Consider the following 26939-nt stretch of genomic DNA (forward strand, 5'->3'; position numbering starts at 1 on the left):
CCACGCGTGCAAAGCGGGTGACGCAGGCGAGATGTTACCGATGACATTGCATTTGAATTTGATTTTTCTATAGGTGCAATGTTGCCACGACAAGCAGGGCATGACGCCCACTCATGCGTAGCTTTGACAATAGTTTGTGTAAAAAAAAGGGTGGCTTGCGCCACCCTTTCAAAATGACCCGGAACATGGCTCCGGGCGCGATCAGACTCGTCCCCGGATCAGGGCACCGGCGACCAGCCTGCACCGCTATTGAAGGCGGAGAAGATGGCTGCACGGTTGGCGTAGCTGGCCGTGATTTCAGCATCTGTCATCTGACGGCTATTGCTGGAGCGCCCGCTGACATCGAGCAGATTGCCCGCCATATCGGTGCTCTTGTATTCACGCCAGCCGCTGCTTGCCGTTGCGGTTGAAGGATTCGGCGCAGGATTGCCGGAAATATTGGCAGCCCAGCCCAGTGCGGTGATATGCGTATCCATCTTGCAGCTGATGAACAGGATGTTATCCACCCAAGTGCCTGCCGCAGCACGCGCCAGGTAAGTGGACGCTGCCGTTCCCACCGCCACCGTATTGCCGCCAGGGCCTACGCCATAGGTCAGCGAGCTGTTGAGGAACACGAAGCCCTTGTCGCTTGCCGAGGTCGTACGCGATTGCAGGATGTAGCCACCGGACGGCGTGGTCCCGCTCTGCGAATCGCCAAGGGTACGGATTTCGCTGTTCTCGAACAGGGCAACACGGTTCTGGCCCCAGATGTAGTCAACGTTGCCGGCAACCAGCGTGTTGTAGAACCAGGTGTAGCCGCGCAGTTGCAGAGTGTCCTGCTCGCTGTAGAACTCGGCATTCTTGGCGATCAGGCGACCTGCGTCGTTGTTGAAGTAGATCGTCTCGGCCTGGTTCGAATACACCGTGGAACGAATATGCGTGTTCTTCAGCGTCAGCGTGTCGAGGGTCAGCAAATCGCTGCCTTCAACCAGGAACACGGCACGTCCACCACCCGAAGTCGAAGTTCCGGAGGCGCTGGCGCCACTGCCCGAGTTAAGGGTTTCGTAGTTGTCGTACTGAATCACCACACCGGTACGGCTCTCACCCTTGATCGTCAGATTGTCCTTGTTGCGCAGGAACATGAGCTCCTCGTAGGTTCCGTTCTTGACGTTGACCGTGAAGGCCGTTGTCTGCGCCACATTCTTCATGGCGTAGTTGAGCGCACCTTGCACGCTGCGGAAGTCCGCCGTGCCATCGTCATCGACCGTGACAGCCGTCAAACTGGTTGAAGGCGCCGCCTTGGTAGTGAAGTTCCAGTTTGCGGTCTTGCCCAGACCAACAAAGTCAGTCCCACCGATCTTGCCGGTCAGCACGCCATTGGCGATCGCCACATAGTAGTTCGTGCCATAAGCCAGAACATTGTTGTGCGGCGTGATCGTGACCGTGTTGCCGGAGATCTTGATCGGATTGGTGGCAACCCCACGCGTCTGGCTGGCCATGTTGAGACCGATGCTGTCGGTATTGCCCGATGTCTTGATGACATCAACCAGAGAGTTGTCGCTGGTCTTGAAGATGCGGATCGAACCCGAGCTCCCCAGTACCGGCGTCGCGTCAAAGGTAAGCGTCAGCTTGCCGTCGATGTACGCAGCCGTCTCACCCACCACAGGCGAAGTCTTACCGGTCAGCGTGTAGGTGGCCGTTGGCTGCACGAACTGCGCCGCGATGGTAGCGACAATCGTACGCGTCACGGTGGCATCCGAACCGCTGGTGAAGACGATATTGGCCGTCCCTGCACCAACCGGCGTAATGGTCACGACATTACCCGTCGTGCTCACGCTCACCACGTTCTTGTCACTCGACACGGCCGTAAAGGTGTCTGCCGTCACGCCGTCGTTCTTGGTCGCCGTGATAGTCACCGCATAGGCCGCATCGCCCGCCTCTGCCGAATAGGTCAGGGTAGAGGGAGACAGGGTCAGCTGCACCGGCTTGACCGAGGGGTCACCCACCTTGATGTCGTCGATGAGGAAGGACTTATTGGCGGTAAACAGACCGATCTTGCCGCTGGCAAAGGCCGAATCCGTCACCGTACCGATCTTCTCACCGTCCAGATAAACCACGCCTGTGCTGCCGATCATCTCGTAACGCACGGTGTACCACTGGCCATCGTTGCTGCCCTGGTTGCCCATGATGATGGCGCGCTTGGCCTGCACCGTACGCGAGATCGTGCCTGCCTTCATATAGCCGGCTTCGACCTGGGTGCTGCCGGTCGAGTTCTGCACATTGAGGCCGCCCAGATACCAGTTGGTGGCATCCTGATAACGACCGATCAGGAACAGTTGCTTGTTGCCGGTCGTCGAGTTGATTTGCGGCTTGATGCGGGCTTCAACGTAGTAATCAGCCTTGTTGGTGACCTTGGTCCATTCGCTGTCCTTGAGCAGGGCGATCACGTTGCCATTGGTCGAGCCTGCGGTGTATTGCAGCACCTTGTTGCCGCTCACACCGGGGTCATCGACCACAGCGAAAGAGCCGGTGCCCGGGGTCAGGTCCCATTTGTCGGAATTGCCGGCCTGGAAGTCGTCACAGAAATAAAGCCCGGTCGTCGGGCAGACGCTGGCCGTCGCACTTGAGCTGCTCGAACTGCTGGAGCTGGCTGCACTGCTTGTCGCACTGCTACTGCTGGCCGACGTGGTGCCGCTTGATGAATCTGACCCATTCCCGCCGCAGGCGGCGAGCATGGGCAGCAAAAAGGCCGACAGCACAATGCTGCGGACTGAAGTCCCTATTCTCATGTCTCACTCCTCGTTTTTACCCGCGATGCAAAAAAACGCATCACCCAGGCGCGCTGCCTCCTTCGAAACTTCTGTTTTCGGGCAGCGCTGTGCGAAGAATGTTACCGGTAACGATGCAGTCAGTGCAAACAAAATCTAACAAAACTAACCCGCATCAGACTTCTTTCTCTGCTCAGCAAGCAATGTCGGTCCTGACGAAGCAAAACCGTGCGGCTGATCGCGGGAGCATAGATATTATCGGCAACAGCGCAATAGGTAGAAACGGCAGTGGCGGCGACAAAATCAGCGCCTATGCCCCGCATGCTCTGTCGTCACCCGCCCGGCCACGTACAATCGCCGACCAGGCCCGCAAGCAGCGCGCGCCATAACTTGGACACAACGGCATGAGCAGTTCGATCGACATCAGCGAGGAAGCAGGCGTCCGCTACCTGCATTTCGGTTCAGAATGGGTACAGGGCGCCATGCGCATCCGCCGCCCGATTGATCTGGAGCTCGCCTATACGCGCGAGATGATGGCAGGCCTGCTGCTCCGTGACAGCGCACGCTGGCCGCGCCGCATCCTGCTGATCGGCCTTGGTGCCGCCTCGCTGAGCAAGTTCTGCTACTGGAAGCTGCCGCAATCGACCCAGCAGGTGGTGGAGATCAACCCCGGCGTAGTGGCTGCCGCGCGCCAGTTCTTCAAGCTGCCTGAAGAAGACGCACGGCTGTCGATCAAGATCGACGACGGCGCAGATTTCATTTGCAAGAAAGGCCCGCTCTACGACTACATCCTGGTCGATGGCTATGACGAGAACGCCCGCGTCGGCGCACTCGACACCCTGCCCTTCTACCAGGCTTGCCACGCGCGCCTGACCGAATCCGGCCTGCTGAGTGTCAATCTGTTTGGTCGCTCACGCCGTTACGGCCCCAGCTTGCAGCGCATCAGCGAAGCCTTCGATCAGCGCAGCCTGGCTTTTCCGTCCTGTGAGAGCGGCAATGTCGTCGCTTTTGCCGCGCGCGGCGAAGCCATCGATATCGATGCCGCCAGTCTGCAAGCGCGCGTGCTCGCGCTACGCAGCGAAACCGGCCTCGATCTGCGCGCCACGCTCAAGCGCCTGCAGCAATCGAGCCTGCTCAGCGAGGGACGCTTGCGGCTCTGAGGCTCCGCAGGGCAAGTCGACCAATCAAACCGGCCTGACCAGCTGATTGAAGACCAGGGCCGTCGCACCAATGGCCACTGCGCGTGTGCCGAAACGCGCCACGCTGACCGGTGGTGGCTGCAGACGACTATTGGCGGTGCGCTCCTGCAAAACTTGCAGGGCAAGGCCGACATAGTCACTGCCCAGGCGACTGGCAATCCCGCCCAGCACGATCTGCGCCGGATCGAAGGTCAGCCACAGCTGGTGGATCAGACTCGCCAGATAGGTGCCCCCCTCACGTGCTACCGCACAAGCAGCTTCGTCACCGGCCAGCACGCGTTCGACGAACTGCTCGTCGCTCACGCCAAGCCGTGCGGACATGGCGGACAGACTGGTCAGCGTATCGGCACAGCCACGACGTCCGCATATGCACTGCGGACCATCCGACACCAGCTGCAAATGGCCGACATCGCCGGCAAAACCGCCGTGGCCACTGAGCAGACGCCCGCCGACGAACACCCCGGCGCCAATGGTCTTGCCCAGGTGGATGAATAGCAGCGGCTCATCGACCGTGGTGGTCGCGAACTCCACTTCACCCAAGGCCGCCGAAGCTGCTCGCCGCTGCAGGAAAACAGGCAGCTCCGGCCAGCCCAGCTCGCCCAGCGCGTGCTGCAGCAAACTGCGCACCGGCACGTTATGCCAATCGAGATTCGCGGCATAGTGCAGCACGCCACTTCCCTCGTGCACCGGTCCCGGCACACCGATGCCCAGGCCCAGCACGCGCCGCCCCTGTCCTGCACTGACCTCGGCGATCACGCCAGCCGCACACTGCGCAACCGCTGCAATGACATCGGCCACCGCGCTGCTCGCCAGCTTCTGCTCACTGCTGGCGATCACCTCGCCGGTCAGCGCCGTCGCCACCACCTGAATCGAGCCCAGCGTGAGATCGACACCAATCATCGCCAGGCGCTTGTCGTCCAGACGCAGCGGCGTCGGACGGCGGCCGATGCTGCCGGTGACGAGCGCATCGTCCTCGGCCAGCCAGCCTTCATCGATCAGCTCTTGCACCAGCTGGCTGACCGTAGACTTCGTCAGCCCGGTGCATTCCGCCAGATCGGCACGCGACCAGCCCGGCCGCCCGCGAATCAGTCGGATCAATGCCATGCGGTTGATATGCTTCAAAAAACTTTGGTCGCCTGTAATGGCCATGGACTCCTCGCCCTCGTCATCTCAACACGTCTTGCCAAACCCTAGAGGGCATGCAGACGGAATTCTTATGGCACCCAACGCGCGCAACAAAAGATTGCTGCATCAAGACGTTAAGTGAATGTAGGCAAATTGTAACGCGCCGCAACACCAGTAAGCGTCCGTTTGGCGGAAAAGACCTTGATGGCAAACAAATGGCCACCAGCGAGCGCTGGTGGCCAGAGCTAAAACAACGCTGGCATTCCAACCACTTGGTGCGCCGCGCGGTGTGTCACCGCGCTCAGCCAGGCTCGGCCTGACTTGCCTTGCCGGCCATGCGCTGGGTCTGCGTGCCTTGCAGCTTGTCAAAGCTGCGCAAACCGGCAATCCCCAGCATGCCGGTGAGAATCACCCACAACTCCTGCGCATCCAGCACTGGCGGTGGCTGCAGGTCGGACGGCACCCAGCCTTTGGCCTGAAACAAGGCCCAGCCCCAGATCAGCAGCGGATAGAGCAGGAACTGGTAGGCCATCGCCGCCGCGCCAATCCAGCCGATGGCGGGCCGCCAGCCGGCAACGAAAAGGCTGGGGTGAGAGGCCTCGGCCTTGTTGACATCCAGTTGCCCTTTGACCAGATCCGCCTCGATCTGCTTTTCCTGTTGTGCAATTTTCAGGCGTTCTTCGTCCGAGGTGAACAAATCGTCTGCGACCTTGCCCACGCCTGTCACGATCTCGCCAATTCCCAGCAGATTGAAGCTCATGCCAGCCCCTTCATGGTCCGATTGATCCAGCCCAGCAGGAACTTGCTCTGGCTACGATCCTTGTTACAGATTTCGGCATAGCGTGCGACCTTGGCGATGGCGTACTTGAGCACGAACACGCCTTCTTCCAGCGCGTTGAGTGCGTCGAGCGTCTTGGGGCCGATGCGCCCATCCGGCACCGCGCCGACCACCAGCTGAGCGAGCTTGGCGGCTACCGCCGGGCCGGCATTCACCGCAAAGTCGAAGATGCTCTCGGCGATGGCCTGGCGACTGATGCCGTCGCCGCTCACGCGGTCCCAGTAGTTGGCCTTGTAGAAGTCGCGCACCAACTGCGAGAGTTCGAGATTGCCCATGTCACCACGATCAATGATGCGCCAGCCCGGCCACTCGGGGTGCATGTTGCGGGCGATGCCGGCATAGGTCTGGCCGCCACGGTCGCCGGCCACATTAGTGAGCTGGTAGCCCCCCTCGTTCCTGATCATGATGTCAAAAGCGGGATTGAAGTCCGCCATGCAGCACCTCCCTGTCTTGGCCGGCCAGTCAGCACGAAGCCCCGGCAAGCATAGACAGGCAAATGATCTGGCGCGAGCGTCCTTACGGGCAAGCGCAACCGAGAGGCGCGGCGCCTATTCTTGCCCCAGCCAGTCGTCACGCAGACGATTTGCGGTAGCGCTGCTCTTGGCATTGCGCACCAGCGCGCACTCGTCCATGCGCGGGGCAACAAAGCGCAGCTGGGTAGCCATCAGCTCGTCGCGCCGGAAATAGCTCAGCGCGAGCAGATCGCCCTCGCTGTAGCGCAGCAGCAAGCTCTCCAGATTGCTGGCGCTGACGCGCAAACCTTCGAGGGCGATCAGCTCATCGCCCGCCGACAGACCTGCCGCCTGTGCGCTGCCACCATCGAGCACATGGCTGATCTTCAGCGCGGCGCCCTCGGCCCGCGTGCGCAGCCCGAGGCCGGACAGCAGGTTGCCGCGTTTGCGCTCCAGGCTGATGCCGAAGGGCTTGAGCAGCTTGTCGAAGGGGACGTCAGCAAAGCCCTCGGCCCAGGCCGCAATTTCGCGCGACACATCGACGCCCGTAGCGGCCTTGATCAGCGCCGGCATTTCGCCCTCGGCAACGCCACGGCCGGCCTGGAAGCACACCTGCCACAGATGGCGCATCACATCGTCAAGCGAGCGCTTGCCATGCGTGGCGGCGCGGATCTGCAGATCGAGGCCGGCGGCGATCAGCGAGCCCTTGGTGTAATAGCTGACGATGGCATTCGGGCTGTTCTCGTCCTGGCGGTAATACTTGATCCAGGTATCGAAGGAGGACTCGGCCACGCTTTGCTTCAAACGCCCGCTCTGGCGCTCGACGCCGGCGATCGTCTTGGCGAGGATGGCGAGGTAATCGGCCTGCGAGATGCTGCCACTGCGCACCAGGGCGATGTCGTCGTAGTACGAGGTAAAGCCCTCAAACACCCACAACAGGCGTGTGTAATTCTCGCTTGTAAAGTCGTAGGGCAGAAAGGCTGCCGGCTTGATGCGCTTGACATTCCAGGCGTGAAAATACTCGTGGCTGCACAGTCCGAGAAAGCCGCGGTAGCGCTCGTCGATGCTGGTGGTGCCGGGCACCGGCAGATCATTGCGCGAGCACAGCAGCGCGGTCGAGGCACGGTGCTCCAGCCCGCCATAGCCCTCGCCGACCGCCATCACCAGAAACAGAAAGCGCTGGAACGGCGCCTTGCCACCGAACAGATCGATCTGCCATTGGCATATCCGCTGCAAATCATTGACCAGGCGCTTCTCGTCAAAGCGCGTGCGGCCGGTGACGGCGACCTGATGCGGCACGCCACCTGCAGTGAATTTGAGCAGCTTGAAAGTGCCCAGCTCAACCGGGTGATCGACCAGCTCATCGTAATCGGCGGCACGATAAACACCGAAACCGCCGAGTTTGGCGGCGCCCGCGACACCGCGTGCCGGACTCAAGCTCGTCGCAACCTTCCAGTCGACGAACGTCTCACCCGCCGGGCGGCGAATCTCCAGCTCGTGCGGCAACTGCTCACGCCCGGCCACGCGGAGGAACAACTGCGTCCCGTTGAAAAAGCCGTGGCTCTGATCCAGATGTGCGCAGCGCACCGAGAGATCCCAGGCGTAGATTTCGGCCACCACTTCGAGCGGCATATTGGCCGCCAGCTTGCCGGTCTGCCAGCTGTGCTTGTCGAGCTTGTCCAGCGCCACGCGCTGCTTGCCCTGCTGTGCGCTGAGGCTGACGATGTTCTTGGCGAATTCGCGGATCATGTAGCTGCCGGGAATCCAGGCCGGCAGGCTGAGCTGCATGCCGCCTGCATCAGGCTGCGGAATCTGCAGCGTGACGCGGAACAGATGTGCGGCGGCGTTGGCGATTTCGACGGTGTAACGCAAAGGTGCTGGCTTCATGCAGAACTGCCCATCAGTAAAAAAGGTGAGACGCTGGCTGGCACAGCGCGGATCAGGCGGCGCGCGCGAAATCCTCGACGATGCGCCCCTGCTGCAAACGTATCACGCGCTGGCAAGCCTTTGCGAGCTGTTCGTCGTGGGTCACCAGCAGCAAGGTGGTGCCGCTCTCGCGATTGAGTTCGAAAATCATTTCGATGATCTGTCGCCCGGTCGCCGCGTCGAGATTGCCGGTCGGCTCGTCGGCCAGCAAAATCGCCGGCTCTGCGGCGAAGGCACGTGCCAGTGCCACGCGCTGCTGCTCGCCGCCGGAGAGATGCTTGGGGTAGTGACCGAGCCGCGCGCCCAGACCCACGCGCTGCAGCCAGCGCTGCGCAGTCTCGCGCGCACCGGCCCGCCCTGCCAGCTCCAGCGGCATCATGACGTTTTCCTCAGCGGTGAGCGCTGGCAGCAGCTGGAAAGACTGGAACACGAAGCCAAGACTGGCGCCGCGTGCACGTGCGCGCTGGTCCTCATCGAGCGCGAAAATGTCCTGCCCGAGTAATTGAACCGAACCGCTGCTGGGCCGATCCAATCCGGCAAGCAGCGCCAGCAGGCTGGATTTGCCGGAGCCCGAAGCACCGACGATGGCGAGGGTTTCGCCACTGGCGACGGCAAAGGAAATGTCCTGCAGAATGTCGAGCTGTCCGCCCGATGCAAGCGCCACACTTTTGTTCAAGGCTCGCGCCTGCAACACCACTTTATCGCTCAAACCCTTGTCCTCATTGATGATCATGCTTCGCACACTGCTCCTGATCCCGTTTTTACTGCTCGCCTCGATCTGCCATGCCGAAGGCATTCTGGTGTTCGGCGACAGCCTCTCTGCCGGCTACGGCATCGATGCACAAAGTGCCTGGCCCAAACTGCTTGAACAACGCCTCCGTGAAGAAGGCTACCGCTACCCCGTGCACAACGCCAGCATCAGTGGCGAAACCACCGCCGGTGGCCGCGCTCGCCTCGATGAGGCACTCAAACGCACGCAACCGCAAATCCTGATCCTCGAACTGGGCGCCAACGATGGCCTGCGCGGTCTGCCGATCAGTGCCATGCGCGCCAATCTCGATGCCATGGTCAGCAGCGCACAGAAAGCCGGCGCCAAAGTCCTACTGCTGGGCATGCGCATGCCACCCAGCATGGGCCAGGCCTACACGGAAAAGTTCCGCAGCACCTTCGAGGACGTCGCCAAAACACACAAAACGGCACTGCTGCCCTTCTTTCTCGAAGGTGTCGCCACGCGTCGCGAGCTGATCCAGGCCGACGGCCTGCATCCGGTTGCCGCAGCGCAAAAGCTATTGCTCGATAACGTATGGCCACAGTTGAAACCGCTGCTGAAGAAGTAAAATCGCGCCTCTGAACAATGACCGGGAAGAGCATGGAACGCGAATCGATGGAGTTTGATGTGCTGATCGTCGGCGGTGGCCCTTCCGGGCTGGCTGCGGCGATCCGTCTCAAACAGCTGGCGGCCGCAGCAGCACGCGAAATCAGCGTATGTCTGATTGAAAAAGGCAGCGAGCTGGGCGCGCACATTCTCTCCGGCGCCGTCATCGACCCCAAGGGGCTGAGCGAATTGCTGCCCGACTGGCAGGCGCAGGGTGCGCCGCTGACGACCCCGGTGACGGAAGATCGCTTCATGTTCCTCAGCCGCGAAGGCAGCTTCCGCGTGCCGGATTTCGCCTTGCTGCCAGCGCTGCGCAATCACGGCAACTACATCGGCAGCCTGGGCCAGCTGGTCCGCTGGCTGGGCGAGCAAGCGGAAGCGCTGGGCGTGGAGATCTACCCCGGCTTTGCCGGCAGCGAAGTGCTCTACGATGAGGATGATCGCGTCATCGGCGTAGCCACCGGCGACATGGGTCGTCTGCACGATGGCAGCGAAGGCCCCAACTTCCAGCGTGGCATGGCGCTGCTGGCGCGCTACACCTTGTTTGCCGAGGGCTGCCGTGGCCAGCTGGGCAAGCAGCTGGAAGCGCATTTCAATCTGCGCGCGGGCGTCGATCCGCAAACCTACGGACTGGGCATCAAGGAATTGTGGGAAGTCCCCGCCGCCCAGCACCAGCCCGGCCTGGTGATGCACACCGCAGGCTGGCCACTGAGCAACGACACCTATGGCGGCAGCTTCCTCTATCACTACGGTGAAAACCGCGTGGCGGTGGGCTTCGTGCTTGGCCTCGGCTACAGCAATCCGCACCTCTCGGCCTTCGAGGAATTCCAGCGCTACAAAACGCATCCGGTGATCCGCCCTCATCTTCAAGGCGGCAAGCGTCTGGCATACGGTGCGCGCGCCCTCGCCGCTGGCGGCCTGCAATCGCTGCCCAAGCTGACTTTTCCGGGCGGCGCACTGATCGGCGACGATGCCGGCTTCCTGCATGCTGCGCGCATCAAGGGCACGCACACCGCGATCAAATCCGGCATGCTCGCGGCGGAGGCGGCTTTTGCAGCCATCGGCGCAGATCGCCGACAGGACGAACTAAGCGCCTACCCCGCAGCCTTCCGCAACAGCTGGCTGCATGCAGAGCTGCGCAGCACGCGGAATTTCAAACCCTGGATGAGCAAGGGCCTGGTGTGCGGCACACTCGCCTTCGGCATCGAACAAAAACTGTTCGGCGGCAAAGCGCCCTGGACCCTGCACAACCACGCCGATCACAGCCAGCTCAAGCCGGCAGCGCAGAGCAAGCCAATCGACTACCCCAAGCCGGACGGCGTTCTCAGCTTTGATCGCCTGTCTTCAGTCTTTCTCTCCAATACCCATCACGAGGAAGACCAGCCCTGCCACCTGCAGCTGCGCAATCCCGCCGTGCCGATCGGCATCAACTACGAACAGTTCGATGCGCCCGAGCAACGCTATTGCCCGGCCGGCGTCTATGAAATCGTGCGCGACGGTCAGCCGACGGCGCCGCGCCTGCAGATCAATGCGCAAAACTGCGTGCATTGCAAAAGCTGCGACATCAAGGACCCGACGCAGAACATCACCTGGGTCAGCCCGCAAGGCGGCGAAGGACCGATCTACAGCGAGATGTGAGAAGCGGGCGGACGCCGTGAGCAAGGCCCCAAGTTCATCAAATCCGTGAAATTCATCGCGGAACAGGCGATTCCCTGACTGCTCTTTTCCCCTGTTCGATGCAAGCATCCATAAGGACCGCGCGCGCCCAAGGCGCCGCAGGCTTGCTCTGTCTGGCGCAAGCCAAGCCTCAGGGAGCTGAAACAAGCATGGATCGGAAAGACGCGAGATTCTTCATCGAAGTAACCAGCCATTGCCGTGACGGCAAGTTCCCGCGCTGGTCATTCTGGGTGCAGTGTTTCGGCAGCAACACGCAGCAAGCGATGCTCGGCACCGACAAGCACGGCTGCGGGCTCTATCAGTACGCACGACAACTCGATCAGCTGAGTGCCAGCCGCGAGCTGCTCGCAGCCGATGCCTTCAGCATGCCTGATACGCTCAGCCGCCAGCAAGCCAATGCGCTGCTCAGCGCTGCGCTGGAACAACTGGGCTGGGGCAAGCCGGCGGTGCGCATGCCGAATCTGGCTGAGCCCGCCCTGCGCATGCGAGCCAACGCACGCTAGTACGTCCGAACGACAAAAAAAGAGGACGCCGCAGCGTCCTCTTTTTACATCCAGCCCGGCGACTTACTGCGCTGCGGCGGATTCGTCCAGCAGAGCCTTCATCGACAGCTTGATCTTGCCACGCTCGTCGGTCTCCAGCACCTTGACGCGCACGACCTGACCTTCCTTGAGGTAGTCGGACACGGCGTTGACGCGTTCCTTGGCGATCTGCGAGACGTGCAGCAGACCGTCACGACCCGGCATGATGTTCACGATGGCGCCGAAGTCGAGGATGCGCACCACCGGGCCTTCGTAGACCTTGCCGATTTCGACTTCAGCAGTGATCGCGTCGATGCGGCGGCGAGCTTCGTCCGACTTGGATTGGTCGGTCGAGGAGATCGTCACCGTGCCGTCGTCCTGGATGTCGATGACGCAGCCGGTCTCTTCGGTCAGCGCACGGATCACCGCGCCGCCCTTGCCGATCACGTCACGGATCTTTTCCGGATTGATCTTGAAGCTGGTCATGCGCGGGGCATAGGCCGACAGTTCAGCCGGAGCTTCCTGGGCTTGTTGCATCAGACCGAGGATGTGCAGACGACCTTCCTTGGCTTGCTCCAGTGCCTTGTGCATGATGGCCGGGCTGATCGAGTCGATCTTCAGGTCCATCTGCAGCGCGGTCACGCCGGTCGCGGTACCAGCCACCTTGAAGTCCATGTCGCCGAGGTGATCTTCATCACCGAGGATGTCGGTCAGCACGGCGAAACGGCCGCCGTCCTTGATCAGACCCATGGCGATACCGGCCACCGGCGCCTTGATCGGCACACCGGCGTCTTGCAGGGCCAGCGAGCCGCCGCAGACCGAGGCCATCGAGCTGGAACCGTTCGATTCCATGATTTCCGACACCACGCGAATGGTGTAGCCAAATTCCTTGGCGTCCGGCAGCACGGCAGCCAGGGCGCGCTTGGCCAGACGACCGTGGCCGATTTCGCGGCGCTTGGGCGAACCGACACGGCCGGTTTCACCGGTCGAGTACGGGGGGAAGTTGTAGTGCAGCATGTAGCGCTCTTTGTACTCACCCGTGATCGCGTCGATGATCTGCTCGTCACGACCGGTACCCAGCGTCGCCACCACCAGCGCCTGCGTTTCGCCACGCGTGAACAGCGCCGAACCGTGGGTACGCGGCAGCACGCCGGTACGGATGTCGATCGGGCGCACGGTACGCGTGTCGCGACCGTCGATGCGCGGCTCACCATTGAGGATGCGGCTGCGCACGATGGCCGATTCGAGTTCAAACAGCACGTTCTTGACGTCGTTATCCTTCGGCGCACCTTCTTCGCCAGTGACCAGCGTGGCAATCGCCTTCTTGGTCGCGTCCTTCAGCAGGCCGCTGCGCTCGGACTTGCTGGTGGTGCCGAAAGCGGCTTCCAGATCAGCCTGGGCAACTTCCTTGACGCGGGCCACGAAGGCTTCGTCCTTGGCCGGTGCGCTCCAGTCCCATTCCGGCTTGCCGGCGATCTCGACCAGCTCGTTGATCGCCTGGATGGCCAGCTGCATTTGTTGATGACCGAACACGACAGCGCCGAGCATCACGTCTTCCGGCAGTTGCTGGGCTTCGGATTCCACCATCAGCACGCCCACTTCGGTACCGGCCACCACCAGATCCATCTGGCTGCTTTGCAGCTGGGTGGTCGTCGGGTTGAGGATGTATTGACCGTCGATGTAGCCGATGCGCGCAGCGCCGATCGGGCCATTGAACGGGATGCCGGAGATCGCCAGCGCGGCCGAGGTGGCGAGCATGGCGGGGATGTCGCCATCGACTTCCGGGTTTTGCGACAGCACGGTCGCCACGACTTGCACTTCGTTATAGAAGCCATCCGGGAACAGCGGGCGGATCGGGCGGTCGATCAGGCGCGAGGTCAGCGTTTCCTTCTCGGTCGGACGGCCTTCACGCTTGAAGAAGCCACCGGGGATGCGGCCGGCTGCGTAGAACTTCTCCATGTAATCGACGGTCAGCGGGAAGAAATCCTGACCGGGCTTGGCATCCTTGGCGCCCACAACAGTGGCCAGCACAACGGTGTCGTCAATGCTGACGATCACAGCACCGTGCGCCTGGCGAGCGATCTCGCCGGTTTCAAAGGTGACGGTATGCTGACCGTACTGGAAGCTTTTCTTGATAGCTGTAGGCATTACAAATCCTTTCGTTCAGTTCAGACGTGCGCGGGCCACACATGCGGCAGGCGCAGGGACTGCAAAAACGAGCTGGGGGCTGTGCGAAGCAGGGAGGGTTGCCGAGGCAGGCCGGCGGAATCCGCAAATGCAAAAAGCCGGCGTACCCACACGGGCCGACGCCGGCTTGGCCTGCCTGATGGAGTGAGGCCCTGCTACGCGAGCAGCCAGGGCTTCACAACAGGCAACGAACATTACTTGCGCAGGCCCAGACGCTCGATGAGGCTGCGGTAACGGTCGTATTGCTTGCCCTTGAGGTAGTCCAGCAGCTTGCGGCGCTGGCTCACCATCTTGAGCAGACCACGACGGGAGTGGTGGTCCTTGGTATTGGCCTTGAAATGATCGGTCAGGCCATTGATGCGGGCCGTCAGCAGTGCAACTTGCACTTCGGGGGAACCGGTGTCGCCCTGGGCTTGTTGGAACTCGCCAACGATCTTCGCCTTGTCTGCAGCGGTGATTGCCATAATCTCTACTCGTGGTCTCACTTTGGTAAGTCCGCGATTGTAATACGTCATCGCGACTGGATGCAAGCCCGAGTATTCAGCAGGCTTGCAGAAACGGCGATTCAGTCGTCGGGCTGCCCAGCCAGCTCGGGAAACAGCACATCGGTGAAACCGAACTGGGTCAGATCACGGATGCGGCGCGGATAGAGGATGCCGTCCAGATGATCACACTCATGCTGAACCACACGCGCATGAAAGCCGCTGGCCTCGCGCACAATGGGCCGCCCCTGCAGGTCGAAACCGCTGTAGCGCAAAGCACGATAACGCGGCACCAGGCCACGCATGCCGGGCACCGAGAGGCAGCCTTCCCAGCCCTCTTCCAGCTCATCCGACAAGGGTTCGAGCACAGGATTGAGCAACACCGTCTCCGGCACTTCGGGCGCTTGCGGGTAGCGCGCATTGCTGCTGAAGCCAAAGATCACCAGGCGCAGGCCGACACCGATCTGCGGCGCAGCCAAACCCACGCCATGCTCGTGACGCATGGTGTCGAACATGTCATCGACCAGCGCATGCAGGGCGGGCGTATCGAATTCGCGCACTTCTTCGGCACGTTGCAAGAGGCGTGGGTCGCCCATGCGCAGCACTTGGCGAATCACACAGCCTCCGCCGGAATGTTCTGCAACACGGCGCGCACGCGGCCCATGGCCTGATGCAGTGTGTCTTCAATATCGTGCATGGCAATGCCGTGCAGGCTGGCGCCACGCCCGGCCGCATAATTGGCGACCACCGCAATCGCTGCGTAAGGCAGATCCAGCTCACGCGCCAGCACCGCCTCGGGCATGCCTGTCATGCCGACAATATCGACACCATCACGCTCCAGACGATTGATTTCAGCCGCCGTCTCCAGGCGCGGACCTTGTGTGGCGGCATACACGGCGCCATCAAAGACCGCTTCGCCAGCGCGTTGCGCCGCCGCCAGAATGCGCTGACGCAAGGGCGCGCTATAGGGATCGGTGAAATCGACGTGCACGACCTTGGAGTCATGGCCGTCAAAATAGGTCGCCGCGCGACCCCAGGTGTAATCGATGATCTGGTCCGGCACGACCAGCGCGCCCGGCACCAGATCGGCACGAATGCCGCCCACCGAGGCAACCGAAACGATACCTTCCGCCCCGACCTGCTTGAGCGCCCAGATATTGGCGCGGTAATTGACCTTGTGCGGCGGAATGGTGTGCCCATAACCGTGGCGCGCCAGAAACACCATGGGCTCGTTGCCGATCCGGCCAAACAGCAAGGCGCCGGAAGGATCGCCGTACGGCGTGCGCACGACCTCGCGACGTTCGATATCCAGACTCGAGAGCTGGCTCAGACCACTACCACCAATGATTGCAAGCATGTGAAGACGGCATTAAAAACGTGCATCGATCTTAGCACGCATGCGAGATCGCGCCACTGACCCCGCTTTGCCGCATCGCACCAGCGCTATAACACAGTGCAGACCTCAGACACCTCTGAAATGTGCCGAACAATGCGGCGGCGCACCATGCAAATCAAATACACGAAGCACGCCAATCAGCTAAAAATCAATATTTTAAGTGTGAATAAATCGCTGCAAATGTAAATTTCTACGCGTGCAAAAAACGCCGTCGTTGTAGTATCGCGTCGGCCGCAAGCGCATCCAATCGCCCGCAGAGGCGTCACGCTCGTCCATACGGCAGCCGCCGCGCTGCCACATCAAACCAATAACACAAGCAAGGAGACACCATGCTTCGCAACACAATAATCGTTGCAGCCATGGCGCTAGGCAGTGCCAGCGCTTTCGCTGCAGACGCACCTTCGGGCTGGACCAAGTGCGCCCAGCTGGGCAGCACCTGCACGATGACGGGCACGCATGAGGCGGCCATCGGTAAATCGGGGACCTTTGCCTACAAAACCTTCACCGGCAGCTTTGCCTGCACGCTTGCCAACTTCCCCGGCGCGCCGAGCAATTCAACCTGGTGCTCGTACAATCCGGCCGCCGCCAGCAGCGCTTCTTCGAGCAGCAGCGTCGCCTCGTCCTCCAGCAGCAAATCCAGCAGCTCTAGCGTAGCTGCCAGCAGCGCCGCATCGAGCAGCTCTTCAAAGTCCTCAACAGCCTCTAGCAGCAGCGTTGCGTCCAGCGCGGGCAGCAGCAGTGTGGCCAGCGGCACCATCGATGCCCGCACCCTGACTGGCGCCAGCACCCCGTTGCAAAACGTGACCGCCGCCGGCACCTATGGCGTGCGCACCTACTCGGCTCCGGTGACCATTGACGGCCTGCACAATCCTTCCAATTACAAGGCCGCTCCGGTCCTGCCAACCTGGCAATTTGCCACGTCCGACCCCACCGGCGGCAAGCTCACGTTTGAACGTGAAGTGGCGCCCGCCAATGGCTGGCACACCTGGTCGCGCAAGGGCAAGGTCACCGTCACCGGCGGTTCCGCCGCGACCGCCAGCCGCGTCTACACGGTGTTCAACGGACAGCAGCTGGTATCTGCGCTCGCCGATGCCGGTCTGGACCCGAAGATCGTGCGCATCGTCGGCCACATCGATCTGCGCTGGAGCAGCAACAACACGGTATTCAAGGAATACACCAGCTACCTCGACCAGAAGTACGGCGGCTCGATCATGATCCCGTCCAACACCACTCTGGTCGGCATCAATGATGCGCAAGGTCGTACGGCGCGCATCACCGGCACCTCGATCCTCATCGGTGGCGAACTGGCCAATGGCGCGGCGGATGCCGAGACCGGCTACAAAGCCTGGATTGCGGCAGGCAAGGACAGCGAGGACTACCCGACCTGGACGCGCAACATCATCATCCGCAACCTGCAGATCGATGCGCCCTGGGACGTCAATCCTGAAGACTCGGCCAATGCCTACGCTGACGGCATGACCCTATCGCGCGCGCAGAACATCTACATCGACCACATCTCGATGGGCGATGGCGATACGCCCGACTCGCTGGCAGGCGACACCCGCCACGACGGCCTGCTGGACATCGTGCGCGGCACCGACTACACGACGGTGACCAACAGCTACTTCTTCAAGCACCACAAGACCACGCTGATCGGCAACGGCGACTCGGGTCGCGCCTGGAGCGATGAAGGACGCTTGCACGTCACCCTGTCCAACAACTTCTATGACCGGCTCGAATCGCGCCTGCCGCTGAACCGTTTCGGCCAGGTACACATGTTCAACAACTACATCTATGGCCTGACCGACAGCAGTGTTTCAGCGGACCTCAAGTTTGGCAGCGGCGTCGACCCGCGCTACCAATCGAACATGCTGTTGGAAAACATGTTCTTCGAGATCACCGAGCTGGCTGAAAGCAGCTTCTGCAAGAAGGGCATTGATGGCGGCAACGGCACCAAGCCGCTGGGCTTCCGCTCATCCGGCCACCTGATGCTGTCGAACAAGAAGGTGAACAACGTCCCCAACACCACGCCCGTGGCATGGGACGGCCAGTGCGGCTACGCAGTCCCCACCGGCGCAAACGTCTGGACCCCGCCGTACAGCTACACCCTGCTGACCGCAGCGAACGCCAAGACATCGGTGCAAGCCAACGCGGGAGCGGGCAAACTGAAGTAATTCATCACTTCTACGCACGACATCAAAGCAGGCCTTCGGGCCTGCTTTTTTTGTTGCCCGGCAGGAGCCGCATGCTTTGGCGGTAAGCACGGAGAGCCACTACGCGCAAAAAAGCAAGGCGAGCCAAGGGTCTGGAACAGAGGACTCAGCGAAGCGGAGGGAAATCCTGCACGCCCTGAGTCGCCGGCTCATCCACGAAGGCAAACTCGATATCAATATAGGCAGCGACATCACGCCCCTGAAATCTTCCGGGAATAAACGCCGTGCGCAAAAACATCACACGAACCTGTTCTGCAAAGTCTCGATCTACGGGACTGGCACGCAGCACATCAGCACTTTGCACGTCTCCGCGCTCATCAACATACAGGCGCAAGCGGATGGGCTCACCACTGGGGGTTAGGCTTCTCAGCAGACTATAGTCGGGTGAGGACAGCGCAACCGGCTTGCGCTCAAGCAGTGAAGAAGCCATGTAACGCGAGGCGGGCAGCATCACGCCATGACCATCCTGGGCGCGCAACGCGCCTTGCGCATGTCCGGATGAAAGCCCGCCCCAGGGCGCAATCTGGCTCAATACTGGGTCAGGAGGGCGACTGATTTCGCGCCGCTCAAGCGACAGCCCAGCGAGCCAGAGGCCATCCCCAAGTGCAGATTTGGCAACTACACTCGTGTCTGACGCACGCAGCAGCCTGGCCTGCATCGGAGGCCGCAAGCCTGCGCCCGCGAATCCTGAAGTTTCGCCATTACGCGTGGCGGCATAATCCGCGCAGACCCAGAGCAACAAAAAGTGTGCCGCTGACGAAACCCCCAGCGCCCAGCGAATGCGTGGGCTCAGATGCAAACCATCGCAGCCCACACGAAGGCGGCCATACATCCGCAACCCGAACATCAGTCAGCCGATGGCACTTCTCGCCAATTGATCTGTTTAAGCCCCGCGGATGTTGAGAAATTCCCCGAGATATTACGCACAGGAGCGCTCACGCTCGTACTCCCGAGCAACAGGCGCAGTCTCCCGCCGACATTCAAGAATGAAATGCCTGTTGAAAAACCCGCCCCCCAGCCACTCGAAACGACGATATTCCCGGCGCCATCGGTCAACACACTCTGACCAGTCGAAAAGTTCAACGCAACGGAGATACTCTCGCCCAGAGAATTACAAGGATCTCCTGTCGTACGATCAATCGCCACCGCCACAATGCCATTATTGGAGGTCATATCTGTAATGATGCGCGGCGCATAATAGCTGGTCGCAGAGGATGAACTGGACGAACTGGAGCTGCTCGAACTACTCGAGTTACTCGCAGAGCTTGACGAACTTGACGCGTAAACCGAGCCAAGCGTCGTCGCATTCAAATTAACGTACCAGCCGCCCATGGATGACGCCGAGCTCGACACCCCTGTCGTCAGACTGGAAACCTGCAGCAGGTTTGAACTGGTCACAGGAAAGCCTGCGGGCGCTGTCGTAGAGGAGTAAAAAGTTCCGAAGCTCTGCGTTCCATCCAGAATCGCATACAGAGATTGGGTGTTCAAAGATGCGGAATCCGTGTCATCCAGCAAACGCCCGGTACCAACAAACACATAACGCTTGAGCGTATCTGGTGCCACTTCGATCATCGGCCGCACGGTGACGGGTTGGTACACCGTTCCAGCAACACTACTGCTACTACTGCTACTCGACGATGAATTACCCGGAATCTGGGAGTTGTTACTCAGACTGGCAATCTTGAGTATCGAATAAGCCGCCGACGTAGACGTGAGATCGACACGCCAGACATTGCCTTGCAAATCACCCGCATAGACAGCATCAGCTGTGCCGTCAGTGTAATCCGGCACAAAGGCCGTCTGACCGCCCAGATTGATAGGCGAGGTCGTTGAGCCACTCGTTGTAGCAACCGATTCATACAAAGCACCCGTTGCAGGGTTCAGAAAGTAGAAATAACCAATACCATTATCATTGTTGTAGCCGGACGTGACGATAACAGTCCAACCATATTTCTTGGTCTTGACAATCGAGGGTTGGGCATAGGTATAACCCATGTGCACATCAGTAAACTCCCAGAGCAAAACATTGCGTGAAAGCGTGCTCTCGGTGTCGGTCGCCCAAGTCGAGGGGTCCGTAATATTCAGGGCATAATAGCCCTTACCACCTTTGCCGAGCCCCCCGACCAGAATACTGCCCCAATTCCGAGTCGTCTGATTCGCCCAGGTCGTCCCCGTACGATTGAAATCAACGTCCGCATACTGCGGCGTGGCGTCCACAAGATAGTGATGCGAGAAGGTACTTGGCGTACCAAGCGATGCCAGCCCTGTTGTCGCGGCAGAAGAGCTGTTGCCATAGGCAAAGCTGGGGATATACGCAAACAGCTCGTAGCCACATTGACCGCCACTGGCGCAACTTGATACAGACGACGAGGCGCTGCTCACACTGCTGCTCGAAGAAGAGCCCGTGCTCGAAGACGAACTCGACACCGCCCCCTCGAAGACATGCAACATACCGTCATTCGCACCAACATAGACAATCGTTTGGCGGTCCTTTTTGTCCCGCTTGAATGCGGAATAACCCGGATTGGCTGAATCGTAATAAGGGAAGTTCGGTGCCGCAACCGGCACGGCCTGGCTATTCACCGAATCACCAAGCAGATAGGTCCGTTTGCGATACTTGCCCGAACTTGAACTAGCGGACAACTCCCTGCTACGGTCCCCACGCAGATAGGCCACATAATCCGTAAGGCTCTGTGCCGACGTACTCACACCGGAAATACTCGAAAACGAAGCATGATTTGTTCGCGCAAAGGTAGTGCCACTCAAATTCGTCGCGGTGAATGGCATGCCAGCCTGATTACCGGTCGTGCTCGATGCCGAGGCAGAAGTCACGCAACAGGTGATGACCTTTCGGTTGGTCGCAGTTCGCAACTCCAAACTATCTCGAGCGTTCCAGATCTGCGTATAGCTGGGGGCCCCAGTAGTCGCGTCGTAGCTAACCCGCGATGCAACGACACTCCCGGTCCAGGTTTTAGGATCGTATGTCGCTGAATAGCTGACATTATTGGAAACCTTTTGACGGGGAGATGGTACCGAAAATGCGGTGGAATTCCCGCTTTGAGCATCCGCCGCAATTTTGGCAAATGCCGTCTGAAGGCCGGACTTCATCTTCGCGGGCGTATTGCCAGGAAAGTAATTATCCGGCCGTGCATCGACCAAGTCCGTCTCGCCCGCGGATGTGTTGTTGGCAAAAGTCAAGCCTGCCGCACCACCATTTGGGTAGCTTGGGCTGGTTGGGCGAGGATCCTCAGTCAGCGTTCTGCGCGTCAGCGTATCGCTATTGGTGCGCCAAGTCGTAACATCCGTAGGAAATGAACTGGTATAGGGCGAAAATCCATCTGGCACGGTGAAGCCACCATACTTGGTTGCCAGCCAATACGGATTTTTGTGCCAGTATTTCTCACTCTCAAGCACATCAACCCAATAGGTATCTATCGTCTGTATTTTGGGAGTATTTGGCAAGTCAGGACGAATATCCTTGGTATGAGCCTCATAAGCCAAACCTGCAATGTAATACGTTGCGCAACCTTGGTCCGCATCCGCGCATGTTTTTTCGCCGGGGAATACGAATATATTGCCGAGCGTCTGAGAGTTACTCAGCCCTTCCAGCACACCTACCCTATCCGTCGCCGTTTTGACGTTCACTGTTGTATCGGCGGAAACCTGTGAATTCAAGGCGCCGGAGGGATAATCAAGAGAGCTGAGCTTGTTTGCCACGGTACCCGCGAGCGTACTGCCAGGCAAATCCGCATCGCGCCAAGTATTCACATCCCCAATACCCAGAATGTAATTTTTCTGACATGAATAAGCGATTGGGTCAGTCCACGTCAGCGCCGCAGGAAAACCATCAAGCCAAATTGTTTTCTCCGAGCTTGATCCACCCGACAGATCGGAATAAGCCGTAACGTTACCAAGATTGCGAAAATAGCGAGTTGCCGCGTAATACAGCTCTGAAACAGGATCCTTACTCTTGTAGTCTTGGGATGACAGACCAAATTTGTTGATGTAATTCATTGCCCCGCTATTGCTGATAGTCACTCCGGACGCACTCGTAATGCTTGTCGCCAGGGCACTATCCGGGTTGGAGACCATGGTCCCATCAGTACGGTATTCTGCGGAAGTATTAGTTACCGGCAAAGAGCCTGGCACTGGCTGTGTCGGCAAAATGTATTTCATCGGCGCCCTTAAAACCCCCCCGTCGCGCTGCTGCGTCGAGTCGCCGTCATGATTGTAATAACCAAAAACAGCGTAGCGAAGCTTGGACGCATAGGTCTGCATCAAGCCCTCTGGCTTATAGTAGTTGCCATATTTTACGCAATTTGACTCTTTATAGGTTTCATCCTTGCAGACCTGAACATTGATATAGATTCTGTACTTCCCATTACTGGTCGTACTGCCATCCCAATTGGTCGGCGCAGTCGGCACAGTCCCGTCTGTCCCTACCGAAAATGTCGCATTACTAAAATCCAGCGCTATCCCTCGCCCCCAGATGCCAGCATAAAAGCTGCTCCAGCCAAATGGTGTTGCATTCGCAATTGTTGTCGAGTTTGAAACGTTTTTAAGCGGGACACGGGACGTGCCATTCACAGCATAGGCATAGGTTTTTGTAAGAATCGTCGTGCCTGCTGTGTTGTAAGGCGCGCTACTAGGCACAGTTTCCGATGTCGGCTTAAGCGACTGATCTGATTTGTTGGTTCCTGATGCATCGTTATCAACGCGTCGATATCCACCCGTCAACACCCAGCGAAAGGTATCCAGAGTTTGCATCGAAATATAATTCAGGAAGTTTCCGCTCCACTCCGTGCTTCCTGAACAAGTACGGCTACTTGCGAAGCTGCTAGGCGAAAAATAACTGAACGTTGGCGCACCGGTAAGGTAGTTATAAACGTAACATTTATCAGGATCAAAATAACCAATAAACTCTGTGGTCGATGCGTAAGCTGTCGTACTGAGATAACCCGGCGTGGTGGCTGTCGGCCATTCCACCGAGAGCGTCAGCGCCAAATTGCCTGGCACGGTATAAGTCGAAAAAATCGGGGCGTCCGCCAGATTGATGTCGGCAGCCCTAACCACTCCGCCTGTCATGCATACCCCAAGCAGCATGCAGCACAGTAAGTTTCTGCTTTGGTGGATGATATTTTTCCGGATCGTGCTCATACGATATTCCCTCTCGACGGAAAAGCCAGGACAAGCCTCACGCCATTCATTTTGCTACGGTCGACTGCAGGTAAGCGACCGTGCCACGCGCACCTGTAACGCGCACACTGATACGATAAACCGGAACCATTTCAATCCCAGCGCGACGATTCAGCAAATAATCACTCCCGCCTGTTGCATTGGTGGAGTAGGAGTACATGACGCAATTTTCCAGCGATGGCTCGCCCGTAGCCGTGCACAAACGATCCACGATGTAGCGGACGGTGATATCTCGGTCCGTATAATCATTGGACGTTGAGCCGACCGTCGCAAAAGTCGTATCGTTCCCCATCAGAACCTTCGGTACGCCACTGACTGGGTCTGTTTCCAAACGTGTTGCTGAGTAATTTTTAGTGGTACTGCTTGTCAAACGATTCGCTGCCGAAGCAAGACCGCCCGCACTGGATGCAGTAGACGAAAAGGCTGCACGCGCAGTCTGCAAACCAATGTCTCCTCGATTGACGAGATCTCGCTTGAACGCAACGTTACCTGCAATGGCAAGCGTAGTTTCCAAAGAGCGGATCAGCGCCATGCCGGAAAACAAAAGGGCCAACAGTGCAATCAAGGCGATGACTATTGTCGCCCCACGCTCCCGCACGCCAATATATTGGACAATAGGCCGGTTTTTCATTGCAGCTCCATTGTTCATAGATTGCGCAAAGGCACTGTGAAGTCCAGCACTCGATAGCGATAGTTGCGCTCACTGGTACCCAGACAGCGCGTATAGCGCAAAGCGCCCGTAGAAGTCAGCACAGAACCATTTTGCGCGCTATCCGAACAAGTGCTATTACCGGCCGCCTCCAGATCAGAAAACAGTGTCAATGAAGCTGGAGCGACATAGGCTGAGCCCCCCGCGCTTGAGGCGGTCCGTTCTGGCAAAGATGTACGCATGATAATGCCGACCCGCACGGCACGGATCTGACGCAAGGTGTTTGTCGCGGCAGTAGTACCACCAGACAGTGACGAATACGAATAACTACTGGTCGTTGTATCTGGCGCGATCCAAGTATTTACCGCAGTACCCGCCCCGCCGGACGCCAAACCATATCGCGCATGGATTTCGAACACCCCATCAGCTATCGCCTGCTTTGGGCTCGCCGTTGTCTGCAGCAAATCATAAGAAAACAGTGTGTTATTCGCGCCAACCCCGATGACCAGAAAATTCGGCGCGCGACCAGCGCTGATATTACCAAGGTTAAATGCACCGCCTTGATCCGACATGTCGATCATGTTTCTCGATGCAATGGTCGCCGCTGCGTAACTTCCGCCGAGACTCAGCGTCGTACTGCCCGAACCATTGGACTGAACCTGCTGCACCATGCAAGGCAGGACATAGTTGGCGGAAGCAGTACTGCTACTGCTGGCCTGAGGCTGTATTTCGGATAGCAATACCAGATCATTCGCCGAAAAATCGACGGTATTGAGCAATTCGGCCGTGTTTGCTGTGGGGAAACCCGAAAAAGCCGTCGCCATTTCAGAAGCCCCTGCACTGCCCGCCATGATGACCAAAACATCAGACGGCTGGCCGCTGACACCGGGCGTTGTGCCATTAGGGATGATCAGCACAGGGGTCAGACGGAAGGTCTGACTAATACTCGCAAAAGGAGCCGGCAATTGATTGGCTGCCGGCAACAGCTGCCCTGCACTCGAATTGGCTGCGTAGAGTTTGCAACCGTAAGGATATACCGTTGACGAACCATTCATTGTCACGCCGGATGCGAAGCCACTCCCGGCGCTGCGCAACCAACGATCAAGAATATATTGGACATAGGAGCCCCCCTGATTGATATCGTTAACCGACGTGGTCGTGCGCTTGCGCCCCTCGGCACTGACCAACACGGTATAGATGGCCAGAGAAACCACGACGCCAACGATGACTGCAACCAGCAGCTCGATCAGGCTCATGCCGCGTAACAGAGACCTGGGCATGCGCAAAAGGGGACGGGGAAATCGCTTCATCAGGGGATCACGAATTTGGTTTTGTAAGCACTATTGGTGTTCGCGGGCAATGCAACGTCGCAGGACGATGCGGCACTAGACGTGGCAGCCGTCGTCTTGTTGATCGCCTTCCAAGCCACCTGCACGATGATCACATTACAGTTAGTTGGAGTCGCAACCGTACCAACCCCGCCGGGGACTCCCAGGTTGCCGGTATCGCTAACCCGCGCCTGCCAAGCACTTAGATCCGCACTGGAAACCGAGCTAGCGTTGGTGTTCCACATCAATGCCACCATGTCATTGGCCAACGCCGCTGCGCGTGTACGATCTTCGGAACCAATCGACATCTGGGTCGCACGCGCCTGCAGTGCCACCATTCCCAACAAGCCGATCGAAAACAAGACGATCGCGATCAGCGCCTCAAGCAAGGCAAAGCCGGCTCGGCGCTGACGGCGCAAAGCACCGACTTTCATCAAGCTGCGTACTCTGATTCTCGACTTCATCAACAACCATCCGGATTTGAAGAAGAAAGTGTTTTCGCGGGGTCACACATACGAATCTGCCCTCCCAGACTGACCGTCACCTTGAGCGAACGTACCGAACTGGTGGCACCGCTTAGGGTATAGGTCAAGGGAGTTGCTGCATCAGCAGGAGCCGTACAAGCCAAGTTATACGTCCCCCCCGATGGTAAGTTAGCTGCCGACGAATTGGTCACGGGGCGACCAATGGAGTTAAAACAGACCATAGCGGTCGAAGCGGACATCGAAACGCCGTAGTTGGCGCCAATAGTTGAAGCCCCCAGAAAATAACTCCCCCCAACAGTCGCATCGCTCGTCGATTCACTCGAATTAGCGTTGACCACACGCATGAACCAATTCCCCCCCGTAGTGGAGCCGGTTGCATTAAGTGCCGAGAGTGATGAGGTGCTCGCCGTCAAGATCAATGCCGTCTGGTGATTACGCCGCACAGCTTCTGCCTGGGCTTTACGCAAGTCGTTTTGTAGCGTATCGGCCACCAAGCGCACCCGCGAATTGGACATCCAGGCGTGAAAACTGGGAATGGCTGCCGCCAGCAAAAAACCCAGGATTGCCAAGGTGATCAACAACTCGATCAGCGAAAACCCACGCGCACGCATCATCATTATCCCGGCTTAACAGCTGCTGCCGCGATTGATCAGCCAGCAAGTAGTACTGGTCACAGAGCCCCAGGCTGACGGACTCGTCGAGCTCTTGCTGCCATCCTGATCAATCCTATAGGAGCCACCGGCCATGTCGGTTCCGGCAACCCCGGCAGCAGTCAGCGTATAGCTCGTTGCAGACGGGGCACCGCAGTTAATCGAAAAATGTGCGCCGCTGGTCAAGCTGGAATTAATCGCGGAAAGTTCGCTAGTGGCACATGGCCAGACGCCTACATCCGCAGAAGCATAAGTCCGGTTGTCTTGGTAGTTCTGTTCCATTTTGACGCGCAAGGTGGTCAAGGCATTGGTCATGTCGACCATACGCCCACGCATGAGGTAATCGCGATAGGCAGGCAACGCGACACTCGCAAGGATGGAGATGATCGCGATCACGATCAAAAGCTCAAGCAAGGTAAAACCACGAGCAAGGCTATCTAAAACCCGAAAACGAGAAAAGCGATGGACCGGGAAGTTCATTGTTTAGCACCTG

23 protein-coding genes are annotated in these 26939 nt (G+C 59.0%); 5 read left to right on the top strand and 18 right to left on the bottom strand.

Features of this window, described 5'->3' with window-relative positions:
• Window positions 1-218: 218 nt before the first annotated feature.
• Window positions 219-2768, bottom strand: a complete 2550-nt coding sequence (locus tag ABDB84_RS05725; protein WP_345918735.1) for a hypothetical protein — start codon at window positions 2766-2768, stop codon at window positions 219-221.
• Window positions 2769-3151: 383 nt separating this feature from the next.
• On the opposite strand from ABDB84_RS05725, the gene ABDB84_RS05730 reads away from it, so the two are divergent.
• Window positions 3152-3907 carry a spermine/spermidine synthase domain-containing protein gene (locus tag ABDB84_RS05730; RefSeq protein WP_345918736.1) on the top strand — a complete coding sequence of 252 codons (756 nt, stop codon included), beginning with the start codon at window positions 3152-3154 and terminating at the stop codon, window positions 3905-3907.
• A gap of 24 nt (window positions 3908-3931) precedes the next feature.
• Here the strand turns inward: ABDB84_RS05730 and ABDB84_RS05735 are convergent, their stop codons facing one another.
• The 5 genes from ABDB84_RS05735 to ABDB84_RS05755 all read right to left on the bottom strand — a co-directional run bounded on the left by ABDB84_RS05735 (window position 3932) and on the right by ABDB84_RS05755 (window position 9020).
• Window positions 3932-5050 (bottom strand): ROK family protein, encoded by a 1119-nt coding sequence (locus ABDB84_RS05735; protein WP_345918737.1) that lies wholly within the window; start codon window positions 5048-5050, stop codon window positions 3932-3934.
• Between the two features lie 322 nt (window positions 5051-5372).
• Window positions 5373-5831 carry a 3TM-type holin gene (locus ABDB84_RS05740; RefSeq protein ID WP_345918738.1) on the bottom strand — a complete coding sequence of 153 codons (459 nt, stop codon included), beginning with the start codon at window positions 5829-5831 and terminating at the stop codon, window positions 5373-5375.
• Window positions 5828-6343, bottom strand: coding sequence for a glycoside hydrolase family 108 protein (locus ABDB84_RS05745; protein ID WP_345918739.1), 516 nt, complete (start codon window positions 6341-6343; stop codon window positions 5828-5830). Before ABDB84_RS05745 ends, ABDB84_RS05740 begins: the two co-directional genes overlap by 4 nt.
• Window positions 6344-6457: 114 nt before the next feature.
• Window positions 6458-8248 (bottom strand): M61 family metallopeptidase, encoded by a 1791-nt coding sequence (locus tag ABDB84_RS05750; protein WP_345918740.1) that lies wholly within the window; start codon window positions 8246-8248, stop codon window positions 6458-6460.
• Window positions 8249-8300: 52 nt separating this feature from the next.
• A complete protein-coding gene (locus ABDB84_RS05755; protein WP_345918741.1) occupies window positions 8301-9020 on the bottom strand; it encodes an ABC transporter ATP-binding protein in 720 nt (239 codons plus the stop codon).
• Between ABDB84_RS05755 and ABDB84_RS05760 the strand changes: the two genes are divergently transcribed.
• From ABDB84_RS05760 to ABDB84_RS05770, 3 genes are all read left to right on the top strand, one after another.
• Window positions 9019-9624: an arylesterase gene (locus ABDB84_RS05760; RefSeq protein WP_345918742.1), complete on the top strand. Its 606-nt coding sequence runs from the start codon at window positions 9019-9021 to the stop codon at window positions 9622-9624. The genes ABDB84_RS05755 and ABDB84_RS05760 overlap by 2 nt on opposite strands.
• 32 nt (window positions 9625-9656) lie before the next feature.
• Window positions 9657-11300 (top strand): electron transfer flavoprotein-ubiquinone oxidoreductase, encoded by a 1644-nt coding sequence (locus ABDB84_RS05765; RefSeq protein ID WP_345918743.1) that lies wholly within the window; start codon window positions 9657-9659, stop codon window positions 11298-11300.
• A gap of 188 nt (window positions 11301-11488) precedes the next feature.
• A complete protein-coding gene (locus ABDB84_RS05770; RefSeq protein WP_345918744.1) occupies window positions 11489-11842 on the top strand; it encodes a hypothetical protein in 354 nt (117 codons plus the stop codon).
• A gap of 63 nt (window positions 11843-11905) precedes the next feature.
• On the opposite strand, the gene pnp is transcribed toward ABDB84_RS05770, so the two are convergent.
• The 5 genes from pnp to ABDB84_RS05795 all read right to left on the bottom strand — a co-directional run bounded on the left by pnp (window position 11906) and on the right by ABDB84_RS05795 (window position 16682).
• Complete coding sequence (gene pnp, locus ABDB84_RS05775; protein WP_345918745.1) at window positions 11906-14008, bottom strand: polyribonucleotide nucleotidyltransferase; 2103 nt, start codon at window positions 14006-14008, stop codon at window positions 11906-11908.
• A gap of 233 nt (window positions 14009-14241) precedes the next feature.
• On the bottom strand, window positions 14242-14511 hold the full coding sequence (rpsO, locus tag ABDB84_RS05780; RefSeq protein WP_345918746.1) for a 30S ribosomal protein S15: 270 nt from the start codon (window positions 14509-14511) through the stop codon (window positions 14242-14244).
• A gap of 101 nt (window positions 14512-14612) precedes the next feature.
• Window positions 14613-15146 carry a peptide deformylase gene (gene def, locus ABDB84_RS05785; RefSeq protein WP_345918747.1) on the bottom strand — a complete coding sequence of 178 codons (534 nt, stop codon included), beginning with the start codon at window positions 15144-15146 and terminating at the stop codon, window positions 14613-14615.
• Window positions 15143-15886 carry an S-methyl-5'-thioinosine phosphorylase gene (locus ABDB84_RS05790; protein ID WP_345918748.1) on the bottom strand — a complete coding sequence of 248 codons (744 nt, stop codon included), beginning with the start codon at window positions 15884-15886 and terminating at the stop codon, window positions 15143-15145. The genes def and ABDB84_RS05790 overlap by 4 nt, the downstream gene beginning before the upstream one ends.
• 529 nt (window positions 15887-16415) lie before the next feature.
• Complete coding sequence (locus ABDB84_RS05795) at window positions 16416-16682, bottom strand: hypothetical protein (RefSeq protein WP_345918749.1); 267 nt, start codon at window positions 16680-16682, stop codon at window positions 16416-16418.
• Between ABDB84_RS05795 and ABDB84_RS05800 the strand changes: the two genes are divergently transcribed.
• Window positions 16666-18099, top strand: a complete 1434-nt coding sequence (locus ABDB84_RS05800) for a pectate lyase family protein (protein WP_345918750.1) — start codon at window positions 16666-16668, stop codon at window positions 18097-18099. The two genes, ABDB84_RS05795 and ABDB84_RS05800, sit on opposite strands and share 17 nt — an antisense overlap.
• 145 nt (window positions 18100-18244) lie before the next feature.
• On the opposite strand, the gene ABDB84_RS05805 is transcribed toward ABDB84_RS05800, so the two are convergent.
• From ABDB84_RS05805 to ABDB84_RS05835, 7 genes are read right to left on the bottom strand one after another with little or no spacing between them, the layout of a single operon-like run.
• Complete coding sequence (locus tag ABDB84_RS05805) at window positions 18245-18985, bottom strand: energy transducer TonB (RefSeq protein WP_345918751.1); 741 nt, start codon at window positions 18983-18985, stop codon at window positions 18245-18247.
• The gene (locus ABDB84_RS05810) at window positions 18985-23295 is read right to left on the bottom strand and encodes a pilus assembly protein (protein ID WP_345918752.1); all 4311 of its coding nucleotides are present in this window, start codon (window positions 23293-23295) and stop codon (window positions 18985-18987) included. Before ABDB84_RS05810 ends, ABDB84_RS05805 begins: the two co-directional genes overlap by 1 nt.
• Window positions 23296-23341: 46 nt before the next feature.
• Entirely contained in the window at window positions 23342-23965 is a 624-nt protein-coding gene (locus tag ABDB84_RS05815) for a hypothetical protein (RefSeq protein WP_345918753.1), read from the bottom strand.
• 14 nt (window positions 23966-23979) lie between these two features.
• Window positions 23980-25239: a PilW family protein gene (locus tag ABDB84_RS05820; protein ID WP_345918754.1), complete on the bottom strand. Its 1260-nt coding sequence runs from the start codon at window positions 25237-25239 to the stop codon at window positions 23980-23982.
• A 53-nt stretch (window positions 25240-25292) separates the two neighbouring features.
• Complete coding sequence (locus tag ABDB84_RS05825; RefSeq protein WP_345918755.1) at window positions 25293-25775, bottom strand: type IV pilus modification PilV family protein; 483 nt, start codon at window positions 25773-25775, stop codon at window positions 25293-25295.
• Window positions 25775-26413 carry a prepilin-type N-terminal cleavage/methylation domain-containing protein gene (locus tag ABDB84_RS05830; RefSeq protein ID WP_345918756.1) on the bottom strand — a complete coding sequence of 213 codons (639 nt, stop codon included), beginning with the start codon at window positions 26411-26413 and terminating at the stop codon, window positions 25775-25777. The genes ABDB84_RS05825 and ABDB84_RS05830 overlap by 1 nt, the downstream gene beginning before the upstream one ends.
• A gap of 9 nt (window positions 26414-26422) precedes the next feature.
• Complete coding sequence (locus tag ABDB84_RS05835) at window positions 26423-26926, bottom strand: type IV pilin protein (RefSeq protein ID WP_345918757.1); 504 nt, start codon at window positions 26924-26926, stop codon at window positions 26423-26425.
• Window positions 26927-26939: the final 13 nt, after the last annotated feature.

The sequence above is a fragment of the Uliginosibacterium sediminicola genome (genome assembly GCF_039631295.1).
Taxonomy (GTDB): domain Bacteria; phylum Pseudomonadota; class Gammaproteobacteria; order Burkholderiales; family Rhodocyclaceae; genus Viridibacterium; species Viridibacterium sediminicola.